The 13,974-nt window shown below is 68.6% G+C and carries 13 protein-coding genes; 3 read left to right on the top strand and 10 right to left on the bottom strand.

Annotation, left to right across the window (positions count from 1 at the left end; all coding sequences use genetic code 11):
- Positions 1-8 precede the first annotated feature (8 nt).
- From AC3WLE_RS16065 to AC3WLE_RS16030, 8 genes are all read right to left on the bottom strand, one after another.
- Complete coding sequence (locus AC3WLE_RS16065; protein WP_492317415.1) at positions 9-779, bottom strand: TSUP family transporter; 771 nt, start codon at positions 777-779, stop codon at positions 9-11.
- Positions 776-1,810, bottom strand: a complete 1,035-nt coding sequence (gene pta, locus AC3WLE_RS16060; RefSeq protein ID WP_492317416.1) for a phosphate acetyltransferase — start codon at positions 1,808-1,810, stop codon at positions 776-778. Before pta ends, AC3WLE_RS16065 begins: the two co-directional genes overlap by 4 nt.
- A gap of 221 nt (positions 1,811-2,031) precedes the next feature.
- Entirely contained in the window at positions 2,032-3,798 is a 1,767-nt protein-coding gene (gene xsc, locus AC3WLE_RS16055; protein WP_492317442.1) for a sulfoacetaldehyde acetyltransferase, read from the bottom strand.
- A gap of 403 nt (positions 3,799-4,201) precedes the next feature.
- Positions 4,202-5,377 (bottom strand): c-type cytochrome, encoded by a 1,176-nt coding sequence (locus AC3WLE_RS16050; protein ID WP_492317417.1) that lies wholly within the window; start codon positions 5,375-5,377, stop codon positions 4,202-4,204.
- A 31-nt stretch (positions 5,378-5,408) separates the two neighbouring features.
- On the bottom strand, positions 5,409-6,287 hold the full coding sequence (locus AC3WLE_RS16045) for an ABC transporter ATP-binding protein (RefSeq protein WP_492351391.1): 879 nt from the start codon (positions 6,285-6,287) through the stop codon (positions 5,409-5,411).
- Positions 6,281-7,327: an ABC transporter permease gene (locus tag AC3WLE_RS16040; protein ID WP_492357073.1), complete on the bottom strand. Its 1,047-nt coding sequence runs from the start codon at positions 7,325-7,327 to the stop codon at positions 6,281-6,283. Before AC3WLE_RS16040 ends, AC3WLE_RS16045 begins: the two co-directional genes overlap by 7 nt.
- 4 nt (positions 7,328-7,331) lie before the next feature.
- Positions 7,332-8,348 (bottom strand): ABC transporter substrate-binding protein, encoded by a 1,017-nt coding sequence (locus AC3WLE_RS16035; RefSeq protein WP_492351389.1) that lies wholly within the window; start codon positions 8,346-8,348, stop codon positions 7,332-7,334.
- Between the two features lie 41 nt (positions 8,349-8,389).
- Positions 8,390-9,487 (bottom strand): LLM class flavin-dependent oxidoreductase, encoded by a 1,098-nt coding sequence (locus tag AC3WLE_RS16030; RefSeq protein WP_492357074.1) that lies wholly within the window; start codon positions 9,485-9,487, stop codon positions 8,390-8,392.
- A gap of 228 nt (positions 9,488-9,715) precedes the next feature.
- On the opposite strand from AC3WLE_RS16030, the gene AC3WLE_RS16025 reads away from it, so the two are divergent.
- The 3 genes from AC3WLE_RS16025 (at position 9,716) to AC3WLE_RS16015 (ending at position 13,277) form a co-directional block, all read left to right on the top strand.
- The gene (locus AC3WLE_RS16025) at positions 9,716-10,927 is read left to right on the top strand and encodes an acyl-CoA dehydrogenase family protein (RefSeq protein ID WP_492317422.1); all 1,212 of its coding nucleotides are present in this window, start codon (positions 9,716-9,718) and stop codon (positions 10,925-10,927) included.
- A gap of 113 nt (positions 10,928-11,040) precedes the next feature.
- On the top strand, positions 11,041-11,658 hold the full coding sequence (locus tag AC3WLE_RS16020; protein WP_492317423.1) for a cysteine dioxygenase family protein: 618 nt from the start codon (positions 11,041-11,043) through the stop codon (positions 11,656-11,658).
- The gene (locus AC3WLE_RS16015) at positions 11,655-13,277 is read left to right on the top strand and encodes a rhodanese-related sulfurtransferase (RefSeq protein ID WP_492357075.1); all 1,623 of its coding nucleotides are present in this window, start codon (positions 11,655-11,657) and stop codon (positions 13,275-13,277) included. The genes AC3WLE_RS16020 and AC3WLE_RS16015 overlap by 4 nt, the downstream gene beginning before the upstream one ends.
- Before the next feature lie 70 nt (positions 13,278-13,347).
- On the opposite strand, the gene AC3WLE_RS16010 is transcribed toward AC3WLE_RS16015, so the two are convergent.
- The gene (locus AC3WLE_RS16010; RefSeq protein ID WP_492317425.1) at positions 13,348-13,707 is read right to left on the bottom strand and encodes a type II toxin-antitoxin system PemK/MazF family toxin; all 360 of its coding nucleotides are present in this window, start codon (positions 13,705-13,707) and stop codon (positions 13,348-13,350) included.
- Positions 13,700-13,915, bottom strand: a complete 216-nt coding sequence (locus tag AC3WLE_RS16005; protein ID WP_492340416.1) for an antitoxin of toxin-antitoxin stability system — start codon at positions 13,913-13,915, stop codon at positions 13,700-13,702. Before AC3WLE_RS16005 ends, AC3WLE_RS16010 begins: the two co-directional genes overlap by 8 nt.
- Between the last annotated feature and the right edge of the window lie 59 nt (positions 13,916-13,974).

Genomic DNA, 13,974 nt, shown 5'->3' with positions numbered 1-13,974 from the left:
AGCCGCCGTTACATCACCCACCCCACCACCGCCGGCAGCATCAGGCTGACCCCGATCCCGATCAGCACGCCAAACGCAAGGCGTCGCGTCGTCATCGGCGAGAACGGCGGCGGGAAACGCCGCCCCAGCAGCGTGGCGATCACCACCACCGGCACGGCGATGGCGGCCTGCATGCACACGGCGGCATCGAGCTGCCCCTGCCAGGCCGAGAACAGCGTGCGCACGGTTGAGGTCACGGTAAAGACCAGGATCAGCGCGCAACGGATTTCAACCGGCTTCATCGGCTGCCGGTAGAACTGGAAAATCAGTGGCGGGCCAGAGACACCGAACATGCCGCTCAGCAGTCCGCCGAAGACCCCGCTCATGAAGAAGGTGCCATCACCGGAGCGTTGCGCCAGCGGCGCGGGCTTGAGTGCGGCGCTGAGGCCGCCATACAGGATCACGGCGCCCAGCAGCAGTTGCAGCAGGGTGGCTGCGCTGGAACTCAGGTACTCCAGCACCAGCACGCCGACCACTACCGACGGCAGGATGCCGATGGCTGCCGCGGCGACGGCGCGCCAGTCGATATGCTGCAGCTTGCCTGGCAGCGCGCAGGCGCTGTTGGCCAGCGTGACCAGGCTCACCACCGCGGCCACGGTGGCCACGGGCGCCAGCCCCAGTCCGCTGGTGACGCCCATCACGATCATGCCAAGGCCAAAGCCGGTCACCGTCTGGAAATAGGTGCCGGCACCGAGCAGGGCCTGCAGGCCCAGCAGCGGCAACAACAGTTCTGCTTTCATGCCGCCGCCTGCTCGCCCTTGCCGGCCTGTTCCGCGGTGGCTTGCGCCTGGACCACGGTGACGGCGATGACGTGGAACACATCGTCCGCGCTGCAGCCGCGCGAGAGGTCGTTGGCGGGCTTGTTCAGCCCCTGCAGCATCGGCCCGATGGCCTTGGCGCCACCGACCCGCTCGGCCAGCTTGTAGCCGATATTGCCGGCTTCCAGGCTGGGGAACACCAGCACGTTGGCGTGGCCGTTCACCTGCGAATGCGCGACCTTGCGCGCGGCGATCTCGGCGACGATGGCGGCGTCGAGCTGCACGTCGCCATCGATGGCCAGGCCCGGGCGTTGCGCGCGCACGCGCTCGGTGGCTGCCACCACCTTGTCCACCGCCGCATGGCTGGCGCTGCCGCTGGTCGAGAACGACAGCATGGCCACGCGCGGCTCTTCCATCAGCAAGGTGCGTGCGCTGTCGGCCGCGGCCATGGCGATATCGGCAAGCGCATCGGCATCCGGATCCACCACCAGCCCGCAGTCGGAGAAAATCAGCCCGCCCTTGAGCGTGTGGAAAGGCTCGCACAGCATCATCAGGAAGAAGCTCGACACCAGCCGGAAGCCGGGTGCCAGCCCGATCAGCTGGATCGCGTTGCGCACCACGTCGGCGGTGGTGTGGTCGGCGCCCGCCACCGAACCGTCGGCGTGTCCGAGCCGCACCATCAGGTTGGCGAAGCACAGCGGATCGAGCACCGCGCGCTTGGCTTCATCGAGCGTCATGCCCTTCTTCTGGCGCAGCGCAAAGAGTTGCTGCGCGAACGAGGGCGTGAGCGCCGAGGTCGATGGATCGACCAGCGTCATGCCGTCCAGCCCGATGCCGTGGATGGCCGCGGCGGCGTTGATCTGGCGCGTGTTGCCGACCAGCACGATGCGCGCGATGCCTTCCTGCGTCGCGCGCTGCGCGGCCTGCAGGATGCGCGGGTCTTCGGCCTCGCACAGCACGATGCGGCGAGGCGCGGCGCGGGCGCGGTCGATGATGCGGAGGATGGCTTTCATGGTCGGATGGTTTCAGAAACGGAAAAAAGGGCCGGAGCCCTTGTCATGCTTGCGGTTTGCTCCCCTCTCCCGCTTGCGGGAGAGGGGCAGGGGGTGAGGGCAGGCGGTGGCATGCCACCAGGCGGAACTTCGTGGAGATCCCCGCCCTCACCCCAACCCTCTCCCGCAAGCGGGAGAGGGAGCAAACCGATTGCAAGCGGGGCGCCTGTACAGGCTCAGACTCAGACGTAGTCCTTGTACTTGTCCAGGTAACGCACCGGCTTGGCCAGCGCATCGCGGCGGAACGGGTCGCCCAGTTCACGCGTGCACATGATCTCGATGATCGTGGTCTTGCCATGATTCATCTGCAGGTCGATGGCGCGCTTCAGGGCCGGGCCGACATCTTCCAGCCGATCCACCACGATGCCTTCCGCACCCATCGCCTTGGCGATTTCGGCAAAGCTCTGGTTGTCCAGCTCGCCTGCGACAAAGCGGCGGTTGTAGAAGTCCACCTGGTTCTTCTTCTCCGCGCCCCACTGGCGGTTGTGGAACACCACCGCGGTCACCGGGATGTTGTGGCGCACGCAGGTCATGGTTTCCATCAGGCTCATGCCCCAGGCGCCGTCACCGGCGTACGACACGGCCGGGCGGTGCGGTGCCGCGACCTTGGCGCCGATGATGGTCGGGAAGGCGTAGCCGCAGTTGCCCCAGCTCATTGCCGCGAAGAAGCTGCGCGGCTTCTCGAAGCGCAGGTAGCTGTTGGCCACCGAGTTGATGTTGCCGATATCGGTGGACACCATCACATCTTCCGGCATGGCCTTTTCCAGCTCGCGCAGCACCTGGCGCGGATGCAGGTAGTGGCCGCCGGTGGGCGTGCGCTCCTGCTTCTGCTCTTCGATCATGTCCAGGCTGTACGGGTCGCGCTCATGGGTCCAGTCGTCCAGCTCCTTCTCCCACGCGGCCTTTTCGTTGGCGATTTCGGTGGCGCGGGCCTCGCGGCTGGCATCGCAGGCCAGCGTGCGGCCGGCCAGGCGCTGGCTCAGCGCGACCGCGGCGGCCTTGGCGTCGCCGCAGATGCCGACCGAGATCTTCTTCACCAGGCCCAGCATCTTGTGGTCGGCGTCGATCTGGATGATCTTGGCGTTCTTCGGCCAGTAGTCCATGCCGTGCTGCGGCAGCGTGCCGAACGGCCCCAGGCGCGAGCCCAGCGCGATCACCACGTCGGCGCGCGAGATCAGCTTCATCGCCGCCTTCGAACCCTGGTAGCCCAGCGGGCCGCACCACAGCGGGTGGCTGGCCGGAAACGAGTCGTTGTGCAGGTAGCTGTTGACCACCGGCGCGCCCAGGCGCTCGGCCAGGGCCTTGCACTCTTCGATCGCATCGGCCATCACCACGCCGCCGCCCGAGATGATCACCGGGAACTTGGCGTTGGCCAGCAGCTCGGCCGCATCGTTCAGGCTCTGCTCGCCGCCGGGGCCGCGGTCGAGGCGGCGCGGCTGCGGGATCTCGACGTTGACCTTGCCGTAGAAGTGGTCACGCGGGATGTTCAGCTGGGTCGGGCCCATTTCCGCGGTGGCGCGGTCGAAGCAGCGGGCGGTGAACTCGGCCATGCGGGCCGGGTTGGTGACGTGGCCCTGGTACTTGGTGAACTCCTGGAACATCGGCAACTGGTTGGCTTCCTGGAAGCCGCCCAGGCCGATGCCCATGGTGCCGGCCTCGGGCGTGACGATCACCACCGGGCTGTGGGCCCAGTAGGCAGCGGCGATCGAGGTCACGCAGTTGGAGATGCCGGGGCCGTTCTGGCCGATCACCACACCGTGGCGGCCCGACACGCGGGCGTAGCCGTCGGCCATGTGGCCGGCGCCTTGTTCGTGCACCACCGGGATCAGGCGGATGCCCGCCGGCGCGAAGATGTCCATCGCATCCATGAAGGCCGAGCCCATGATGCCGAACATGTCGGTCACGCCGTTGGCGGCCAGCGTTTCAACGAAGGCTTCCGACGGGGTCATGGTCTGCGGGCCGGCCGGGACCTGGCTCTCCTTCGCGGCGGCCGAGCCACCGGAAACGGCGGGATTCGAGGTGGTATCGAGGTCGCGCATGGCGTTGTCTCCTGATGAGGGTCTTATAAAGTGGAACAGGGCGTTCCGGAAAATTGCTTGTTGGGGGAAATGTAGGCGGAAGACTTCGGTTGGTCAATAGGAAGTTTTGGTTTACGGAATGAAATTGATGAAAAATTGAGACAAGATGCGGTTTTGAGTGCCTTGTACGGCATTTATAGGGGTCGGTTGGCCGTTCCAGAGCGGCGACGGAAGGTGCGCCGCGGGCGAGGGCTCACCTGCGGTGGAGGAAACAAGGGGGAGGAGGGGCAGGCGTGCGGCACTCGGATGGCTGCGTGCCGGCCTGGGGGGCGGTTCAGTGAATGAAACCGCCCTTGACGAAGCGCACCGGCTCGGCGTCCATGCGCAGGAGCAGCGCAGTCAGCCCGTCAGCCGCGGGTGACGGCGCGCGCTGTGCGCCGGCGTCCGGTCCCGAGACGCAGACCAGGTCTGCGTCGGACCATTGCCGCCCCGGCGTGCCGCGGGCGCGCAGCCAGCCGCCGCGGTCGGCCAGCAGCTGGGTGCCGGCCAGGCGCGAAGGCGATTGCCCGGCGATTGCCGCCACGGCCTGCCAGGCATGTGAGGAAACCGCGGTGCAGCCGGCACGGAAGCGCGGCACCTGCGCCGGCGGTTGCCCGTCGGGGGTGACCAGCACGGTCAGGAAGCGGGGATCCTCGAACGGCAACGATGCCGTCCCGTCCACCGCCACCAGCCGCACGCGCTGGTCGCCGCGCCATTGCGACAGCGCCAGCGGCGCGGCATTGGCGCAGCGGATTGCCATCTCCGGCAGCCGCAACGGCACCGGCCAGTTGCCCTCGGCACCACCGCCGGCCGACAGCGCTTTCATGTAGTCGATCACAGCCCAGGCCTCGCCGAGGCCGAGCACATTGCCGAAGGCCGGCATGGTGGGCTGGCCGTGACGGTCGCGCATGCCGGCCAGCACATGCCAGAACAGTTCGCCATCGGCGCGGCGTGCCAGCAGCGGGCTGACCAGCGTGGGCGGCCACTGCGCCAGGCTGGCGGCCAGCGGGCCTTCTCCGCGCCCGTCCGCGCCGTGGCAGCTGGCGCAATGCTGCGCATAGACCCGGGCGCCGAGCGCGATGGCATCGACGGAGAAGCGGGTAGGGCTGGCGTGGAAGCTGGTCGGCGCGGCTGGCACCAACAGCAGCGCTGCGCCGGGCCAGGGAGCCGCCACCAGGGCGAGCGCACCGGCGGCAAGCAATATGCCGCGCTGGCGTCGCCATGCCAGCGCGGCGGTAATGGCCAGCACGGCAAAGACAAGCGCGCACAGGCTCAGGCCGACCTGGCGCGCGAGGCCCAGGTCGATCAGCAGGGTTTGGCCCGCCACGCGCCGTGCCCAGGGCCACGCGGGCTGGCCGTGGCTGTCGCCGGTCAGGCCAAGGGCATGCCAGAGCGACAGCAAGCCAAGCTGGAATTTCTCGATCAGAACCAGCAATGCATTGAGCCATGCCTGCGGCGGCGGGCCGTTCATCTGGCGGCCCGCGAGGCGGAGCGCAACGCCATTACCAGCTCGCGTCCAGCCCCAGGTGGCGCAGCGCTTCGTGCCGCAGCCCGGTCAGCCGCGGATCGCCGCGATGGCGCGGGTAGGGCAGGTCGACCCGGATCTCTGCCGTGATGTGTGCCGGACGCTGGCTGAAGATGATCACGCGCTGCGCCAGGAACAGCGCTTCCTCCACGTCGTGCGTGACCAGCAGCGCCGAGAAGCGCGAACGCTGCCACAGTTCGACCAGGTCGCTCTGCATCGCCAGCCGCGTCAGCGAATCCAGCTTGCCCAGCGGCTCGTCCAGCACCAGCAGGCGCGGATCGTTGACCAGCGCGCGCGCCAGCGCCACGCGCTGCGCCATGCCGCCGGAGAGCTGGTGCGGGAAGGCGCGGGCAAAGGTTTCCAGCCCGACGCGCCGCAGCGCGTCATCCACGCGCGGGCGCTGGCTTGCCAGCACGCCGCGCGCCTGCAGGCCCAGCGCGACGTTGTCCCATACGCGCCGCCACGGGTACAGCGTGGGGTCCTGGAACACCACGATGCGCGACGGGTCAGGCTCGGTGATCGAGGTGCCGTCTTGCAGGATCTCGCCGGAGGAGGGCTGGTCCAGCCCTGCCACCAGCCGCAGCAGCGTGGACTTGCCGCAACCGCTGGGCCCCAGCAGCGCGACGAACTCGCCCGGTGCGACGCTCAGGTCGACGTCGTCCAGCACCTGCAGCCGGTCGCCGCCGCTGCCGAACCAGTGGCTGACCTGATGGATGTCGATGCGGGCACCGGTCCGGGCTTCCGCGGTGTCGTCTGCCGCCGCGTTAACTCCCCTCTCCCGCGTGCGGGAGAGGGGAGCCTTCTTCACGTGCGTGTAGGGTCTCGATGCTTTCAACCGCTCAACCACACTCACCATTTCACCGTCCCCTTCTGCCACGACAGCACCCGGTCACGCGCCACGAACAGCAGCGTGATCACGCCCGAGAACAGCAGCGCCATCACGATCAGCGCCGCATACATATTGACGTACGAAGCCCAGCCCTGCGCCCATGTCAGGTACCAGCCCAGGCCCGACTTCACGCCCATCATCTCCGCCGTCACCAGCACCGAGAACGAAGCGCCCAGCCCCATGAACAGGCCGACGAATACCTGCGGCAGCGCCGCCGGGATCGCCACGCGCAGCACCAGGAACCAGCCCGAGGCGCCCATGGTGCGCGCCACGTCGTAGTAGCTCTTGTTGACGCCGGCCACGCCTGACCAGGTCAGCACCGCCACCGGGAAGGCGGTGGCCAGCGCGATCAGGAACACCGCGGCGGAATAGCTCGACGGGAAGAAGTAGAAGGTCAGCGGCAGCAGCGCGGTCGACGGCAGCGGGCCCAGCACGCGCAGCACCGGATGCACCCAGTAGCCGATGCGGCGCGACCAGCCGATCGACACCCCCACCAGGAAGCCGGCCAGTCCGCCATAGGCCACGCCCAGCCCGAGCAGCCTGAGCGTGTTCAGCACGCTGTCGCCGAGGCGCCGCCAGTCGTCGGCATAGACCTCGATCAGCGCCTGTGGCGGCGCGAAGAAGGGCGTGGGCAGGATGGCGGTCTTGGCGGTCAGGATTTCCCACGCGGCCAGGGCCACAGGCAGCGCCACCAGCCACGGGCCGGCGGCGCGCAGCGCGGCCAGCGCGCGTTGCGCCGCCAGGACCCGCTGGCCGGCCAGCGCAACCAGTGCCAGCAACGCGGCGCCTGCCAGCGCCGCAATCCCCAGCTCGGCCGTATAGGCCCAGTCGCTGAAGCCCACCGCCTGGTTGGGCCACAGCCACGTCAGCGCGCCGAACGCGCCCCACGCCAGGGCCGCGACGATGCCCGTGGCCCAGACCGGGCTGGTACCACGTACGGTGGCGATGGCAGGCGCAGCTGGCTCGCGTGCGAGCCCGGCGTCGAGTGCAGGTTGGCTTGTCGTCATGGCATCACCCCAGCACATTGGCGTAGACGTGCTGCGCCAGGCGTTTGGCATCGGTGGTCTTCTTCAGCACGCCGATGCGGCGGAAATCATCGGCGTAGAAGGCGATCTCGTCGCGCAGGTCGACGCCGGTCGGGTGGTGGGTATAGGTCAGCGTGGCGTAGAGCTTGCGCAGGTCTTCCGGGTTGATCTTGGGCGAGTACTTGGCGAAGACCCTGGCGGCCTCGTTGGGGTTCTCGTTGACATAGTCGGTGGCCTGCACGATGGCGCGCGCCAGCGACGTGGCCGCGGGGCGGTCGTGGCGCACCAGCTCGCCGCGGGCGCCGACCACGCAGCAGACCTTGCGCGCGTACTCGCCGGTGAGGTTGGTGGCCAGTTCCACGTAGGCGCCGTTGGTGCGCTTTTCCAGCAGGTAGAGGTTGGGGTCGCCGTCGGCGATCGCCTGGATCTCGCCCTTGTCCACCGCCACGCCCAGCAGGTCGGCCGGGTACTGGCGCCAGGTGATGTCCTTGTCCGGGTCGATACCGTTCTTGGCCAGCAGGATGGTGAAGAAGTGTTTGCCCGGTGCGGCCAGGTCGCTGACGCCGACGGTCTTTCCCTTCAGCTGCTGCAGGCTGGTGACCCCCGCCGCTTTCGATCCCACCAGCCGCACGCAGCCGCCGTGCGAGCTGCCGATGATCTTGACGTCGAAGCCGGCTTCCAGCGGCTTGAGCCAGCGGTGGATCATGCCGACCGCGGCATCGGCCTTGCCGGTGGCGATCGATTCCAGCAACTGGTCGGTCGAGCCGCTGTAGTTGATCAGGTCGACCTGCAGGCCGTTCTTCTCGAAGAAGCCCTTCTCCTGCGCCACCACGATCGGCGTCAGGCAGAAAGAGTTCTGGTTCCACGCGAAGGTCAGCTTGCGCGGCGCCGACCAGGCCTGTCGGCCCAGGATCAGCGACGGCGCGGCAATGGCCGCGGCGCCGGCCAGCCGCAGCATGCTGCGCCGGCGCGGGTCGGCGTGATTGTTGTTGTCCTGGCTCATGGTGAGACTCCCCGTTTTCGTTGTGTTGTGTGGTGAGGCCATCAGGCGGCCTTGCGCTCCGCCTGATGCGCGGCGTCGTGCTGCGCCACCAGCTCGCGCACGCGCGGTATCAGCTCACGGCCATAGTCGATGGCGTCTTCCAGCGGATCGAAGCCGCGGATCAGGAAGGTGGTGACACCCAGTTCGTAGTACGCCAGCAGGGCCTGCGCCACCTGCTCCGGGGTGCCGACCAGGCCGGTGGAGTTGGAGCGCCCGCCGGTCTCGCGCGCGATCGCGGTCCACAGGCGCTGGTCGACCCGCTCGCCTTGGTCGGCCGCAGCGAGCAGGCGCCGTGCGCCTTCGCTCTGCTGCGGGCCGCCGCGGCTGTAGCCGGCCTGCACGCGCAGGGCGCGGGTGCGCTCCAGGATGCTGTCGGCGCGGGCCCAGGCTTTTTCTTCGGTCTCGGCCAGCACCGGGCGGAACGACACCGAGAAGCGCACCGTGCGGCCATGCTGCGCGGCTTCGGCACGCACGCGGCCGGTCAGCTCGCGCACCTGCTCGAGCGACTCGCCCCACAGCGCGTAGACGTCGGCATGCTTGCCGGCCACGGCCAGCGCCGCTTCCGAGGCGCCGCCGAAATAGATCGGCACATGCGGCTGCTGCGCGGGCTTGACCTCCGAGAAGCCCTGCGTAAAGCGGTAGAACCGGCCTTCGTGGTCGAACGGCGCGGCCTCGGTCCAGATGCGGCGCAGGATGTGCAGGTACTCGTCGGTGCGCGCATAACGCTGGTCATGGTCGAGGAAGTCGCCGTCGCGCTGCTGCTCGCTGTCCGAGCCGCCCGAGATGAAGTGCACCCCGAGGCGGCCGCCGCTGAACTGGTCGAGCGTGGCAATCTGGCGCGCGGCCAGCGTCGGCGCGGTAAAGCCGGGGCGGTGCGCCAGCATGAAGTGGATGCGCTCGGTCACGCTGGCTGCGTAGGCGATGGTCAGCGTCGCCGACGGGCCGGTGGAATGGTGCGGCACCAGGATGCGGTCGAAGCCGGCCTGCTCATGGGCCTGGGCAAAGGCGCGCACATAGTCGCGATCGATCACCGGGCCTGATGGCGGATGGATCTCGGACTGCTTCTGGCTCTGGATCATGCCGATGAAATCGACGCTCATGCGCGTTCTCCTGGTTTCGGTGAGGGCGGCAGCGTGACCGCCCGGATGGTGTTGGGCTGAGGCAGAAAGTACGACAGGCGCGCGCGCTCACTAACGAATAAAAACGACGGTCCATATTCAATAAGCGTCGTTTTCGTAATGCGGTGCTGGCGCTACGCTAGGCGGCATTCGGTGCGAGCCTCGTGCAGGCTGCGCGCCGCATCGTGATCCTTCCCGGAGTCTTCTCCCATGTCTTTAACGTCTACCTTGCGCAGGCTGCCCAGCAGCGAAGCGCGCCTTGGCGAGGTGCTGGCCGGGCTGTCCGCGCGCTTTGCCGCCAGTGCCGGCGCGCACGATGCCGCTGCCAGCTTTCCGCACGACAACTTTGCGCAGCTGCATGCCAGTGGCCTGGTTGCGCAGGTGGTGCCGCACGCGCAGGGCGGCGGCGGGGCAGGCCTGGCGCAGGCGCGCCGCATCGTGGCGGCGGTGGCGGGCGGCGATGCCGCAACCGCGCTGGTGCTGACCATGACCTACCTGCAGCACCGCGCGATCACCCGCGCCGATTCGCACTGGCCACAGACCGTGCGCGACCAGGTCTTTGCCAGTGCGGTGCAGGACGGTGCGCTGATCAACGCGCTGCGGGTGGAACCGGAACTGGGATCGCCGGCACGCGGCGGCCTGCCGGCCACGGTGGCCACGCGCGTGGCCGACGGCTGGCGCATCAGCGGGCGCAAGCTGTACAGCACCGGCATCCCGGCGCTGCGCTGGCTGGCGGTCTGGGCGCGCACCGATGAGGCGCAGCCGCGCGTGGGCGTGTTCCTGGTGCCCGGACCGGCGGCCGGCATCGCGGGCGTGCGCATCGTCGAGAACTGGAACCACCTTGGCCTGCGCGCTTCCGGCAGCCATGAGACCGTGCTCGACAACGTCTGGATCCCGCCTGACCACGCGGTCGATATCCGCCCGCCGTCAGCATGGGCGCCGGCCGGCGCCAGCCAGGCCGACATCGACGCCAACGCCGACCAGCAGGCCTGGATGACCGTGTTGCTGGGCAGCCTCTATGACGCGGTGGCGCACGCGGCCGCTGTTTGGATTGGCGATTTCGTGCGCGAGCGTGCGCCCGGCAGCCTGGGGGCGCCGCTGGCCACGCTGCCGCGCGTGCAGGAAGCCATCGGCGAGATCGCCGCGTTGCTGCGGGCCAATCAGGTATTGCTGGACGATGCCGCCGTGCGCACCGACGCGGGCGAGCCGCCCGCGCCGGCCGACAGCGGGCTGCTCAAGTACACCGTGACCGGCAATGCCATCCGCGCGGTGGAACTGGCACTGCAGCTCTCCGGCAACCACGGGCTGAGCCGCAACAACCCGCTCGAGCGCCACTACCGCGACGTGCTGTGCAGCCGCATCCATACGCCGCAGAACGATTCCATCCTGGTCGCCGCCGGGCGGGCGCAGCTTGGCCTGTAAGCGCGGGCCTGCCTGGCCGTGCTATGTTTGCAGCAGCACCGCCCCGCAGAGGGCCGCGGCGCAGGCGCCCGCCGCGCCGGCAAACCAGAACGAGACACTCCGGAGTCATTCCCATGGGCAGCACCCCCACCCCCGACACGCTCGCGCCGCTGCGCGACTTCATCACCGGCCTGGCCGCGCTGCTGGACCAGCAGCCGGACGAGCCCCGCATCCTGCGCGAAGGCGGCGCGCTGCTGGCAAGGCTGGTTGCGCGCGACGACTGGCTGCCCAATGCCTGGGCCCAGCCGCATCCCGAGTACTACCAGCAGCACCTGCTGCATTGCGATTCCGCCGAACGCTTCTCGGTCGTCAGCTTTGTCTGGGGACCGGGCCAGCGCACGCCCATCCACGACCACACCGTATGGGGCCTGATCGGCATGCTGCGCGGCGCGGAAGACTCGCAGCCGTTCGTGCTCGACGCCGGCGGCCGGCCTGTGCCGCATGGCGACGCCGTGCGCTTGCTGCCCGGGCAGGTCGAGGCCGTGTCGCCCACGGTAGGCGATATCCACCGTGTCAACAACGTGCATGACGACCGCGTCTCGGTCAGCATCCACGTGTACGGCGCCAATATCGGCGCGGTGCGGCGCTCGGTCTATACCGAGGACGGCACCCGCAAGCCTTTCATCTCCGGCTATTCCAACCAGACCCTGCCTAACCTGTGGGACCGTTCCCGCGAAGTTGCCCAGTCATGATCACGATTACTGCTACGCAAGCCGCACCGGCATTTCCGACGTATTCGCCCGAAGCTGTGCGCAAGGCCCTGCGCAACGGCGACGAGATCGCGCTGATCGACGTGCGCGAGGAAGACCCGTTCGCGCAGGAACATCCGCTGTGGGCCGCCAATTTTCCGCTGTCGAAGCTAGAGATCGACGCCTGGGCACGCATCCCCCGCCGCGACACGCTGATCGTCGTCTACGGCGAATACGCCGGCACCGACCTGGCGCCGCGCGCCGCGGCCGTGCTGCGCGAGCTGGGCTATACGCGCGTGCATCTGCTGGAAGGCGGCCTGCGCGCCTGGATCGACGGCGGCGGCGAGGTGTTCCGCGACGTCAACGTGCCGAGCAAGTCGTTCGGCGAGGTGGTTGAGGCAAAGCGCCACACGCCGTCGCTGGCGGCCGAGGAGGTGCAGGCATTGATCGACACCAAGGCCGATGTGGTGGTCGTCGATGCGCGCCGCTTCGACGAGTACCAGACCATGAGCATTCCCACCGCGACCAGCGTGCCGGGCGCCGAACTGGTGCTGCGCGTGCGCGAGCTGGCGCCCGATCCGCGCACGCGTGTGATCGTCAACTGCGCCGGGCGCACGCGCAGCATCATCGGCACGCAGTCGCTGGTCAACGCGAGGATTCCCAACCCGGTGGCGGCGCTGCGCAACGGCACCATCGGCTGGACCCTGGCCGGCCAGCGACTGGACCACGGTGCCAGCCGCCGCGCGCCCGCCGCGGTCAGCGACGCCAACCGCGACAGTGCCCGCCGCGGCGCGCGCGAGATCGCCGACCGGGCCGGCGTGCGCCGCATTGCGCTGGCCCAGATCGAAGCGCTGCAGCCGCCTGGCCGCACCGTGTACCGCTTCGACGTGCGCACGCCCGAGGAATTTGCGGACAGCCACCTGCCGGGCTTTGTCAACGCGCCCGGTGGCCAGCTGGTGCAGGAGACCGACCATTCCGCTCCGGTGCGCGGCGCGCGCATCGTGCTGGCGGATGATGACGACGTGCGCGCCAGCATGACCGGCTCATGGCTGGCGCAGATGGGCTGGGACGTCTGGGTGGTGGAACCGGTGGCGGCGGCAGAGCGCAGCGAAACTGGCGCGGTCAGCGCACCGGTGCCGGCGTCAGCGCCGGTATCGACCGTCACTGCAGCCGAACTGGCTACATGGATTGACGCAGGCGATGGCAGCACCGCTGTCCTCGACTTCACCACCAGCGCCAACTACGTCAAGCGCCATATTCCCGGCGCCTACTTCGTCATTCGCGCGCAGCTGGCGGACACGCTGCCACGCATCCCGCAGGCCAGGCGCTACGTGCTCACCTGCGGATCGAGCCTGCTGGCGCGCTTTGCCGCTGCCGACCTGCAGCGCCTGACGGATGCGGAAGTGTTCGTGCTGGAAGGCGGCACCCAGGCATGGATCGCCGCGGGACTGCCGCTGGAAAGCGGGGAAACGCGCCTGGCCTCGGAACGCACTGACCGCTACCGCCGGCCGTATGAAGGCACCGACAACCCGCGCGAGGCGATGCAGGGCTACCTGGACTGGGAGTTCGGCCTGATCGCGCAACTGGAGCGCGACGGGACGCATGGGTTCAGGGTGGTGTAGGGCCGCTGCATGATATGCACTGACGCTGCATATCATGCAGCGAGGCTGGCGACGGGCGAGACCGAAAGGCCTAAAGGCGGAGCAGCAGACGCATGGCCTCTTCCACCTTGCGCAGGTGATTGGGCGCCAGCGTGGCTACCGGCCGGCCGCCCATGAACCGGCGATTGGACACCGCTCGGACCTGGTCGATCAACAGGTCCGTCTCACAGGCTAGGCCAGGCAGCCTGCCCAGCGCGACCCGCAACGGGAAGCAATCCTCGCGCTCGATTTGTGATGTGCCCGGCACGATGATCGTAGTCGGATGGCCGGCGTCATTGAGCAAATCCGTCTGGATGATCAGTGCCGGCCGGTTGCGCTTGGCCGGCTCTTCCCGATGCGTCTGGGGATTGAGGTCGACCTCCCAGATCTGCCCGCGCTTCAGCTCAGTCAAGCCCGTCTCCAGCCGATGCGTCCATGTCTTCGCTGGCGGCCAGGTGCTTTGCCGAGAGCTTGCGGGAAAGCATGGCGATACGGGAGGCCATTTCCCGCTCGTTCTTCTCGCGCACGGCATCGCGGATGTAGTCGGAAGTTTTTTGTCCCGATGCCTTTGCCAGCGCGCGAGTCTGGTCGGCCAGTTCTTCGCCGGCGCGGAAGGACAAGGTCGTTCCTTGCATGAATGGCTCCGTACTTGGCTGATACGGAAGTATAGCGCTCATTT

It is taken from the genome of Cupriavidus sp. FW306-1B-F12B (genome assembly GCF_058781795.1).
This window is presented reverse-complemented; position numbering and strand designations above follow the sequence as displayed.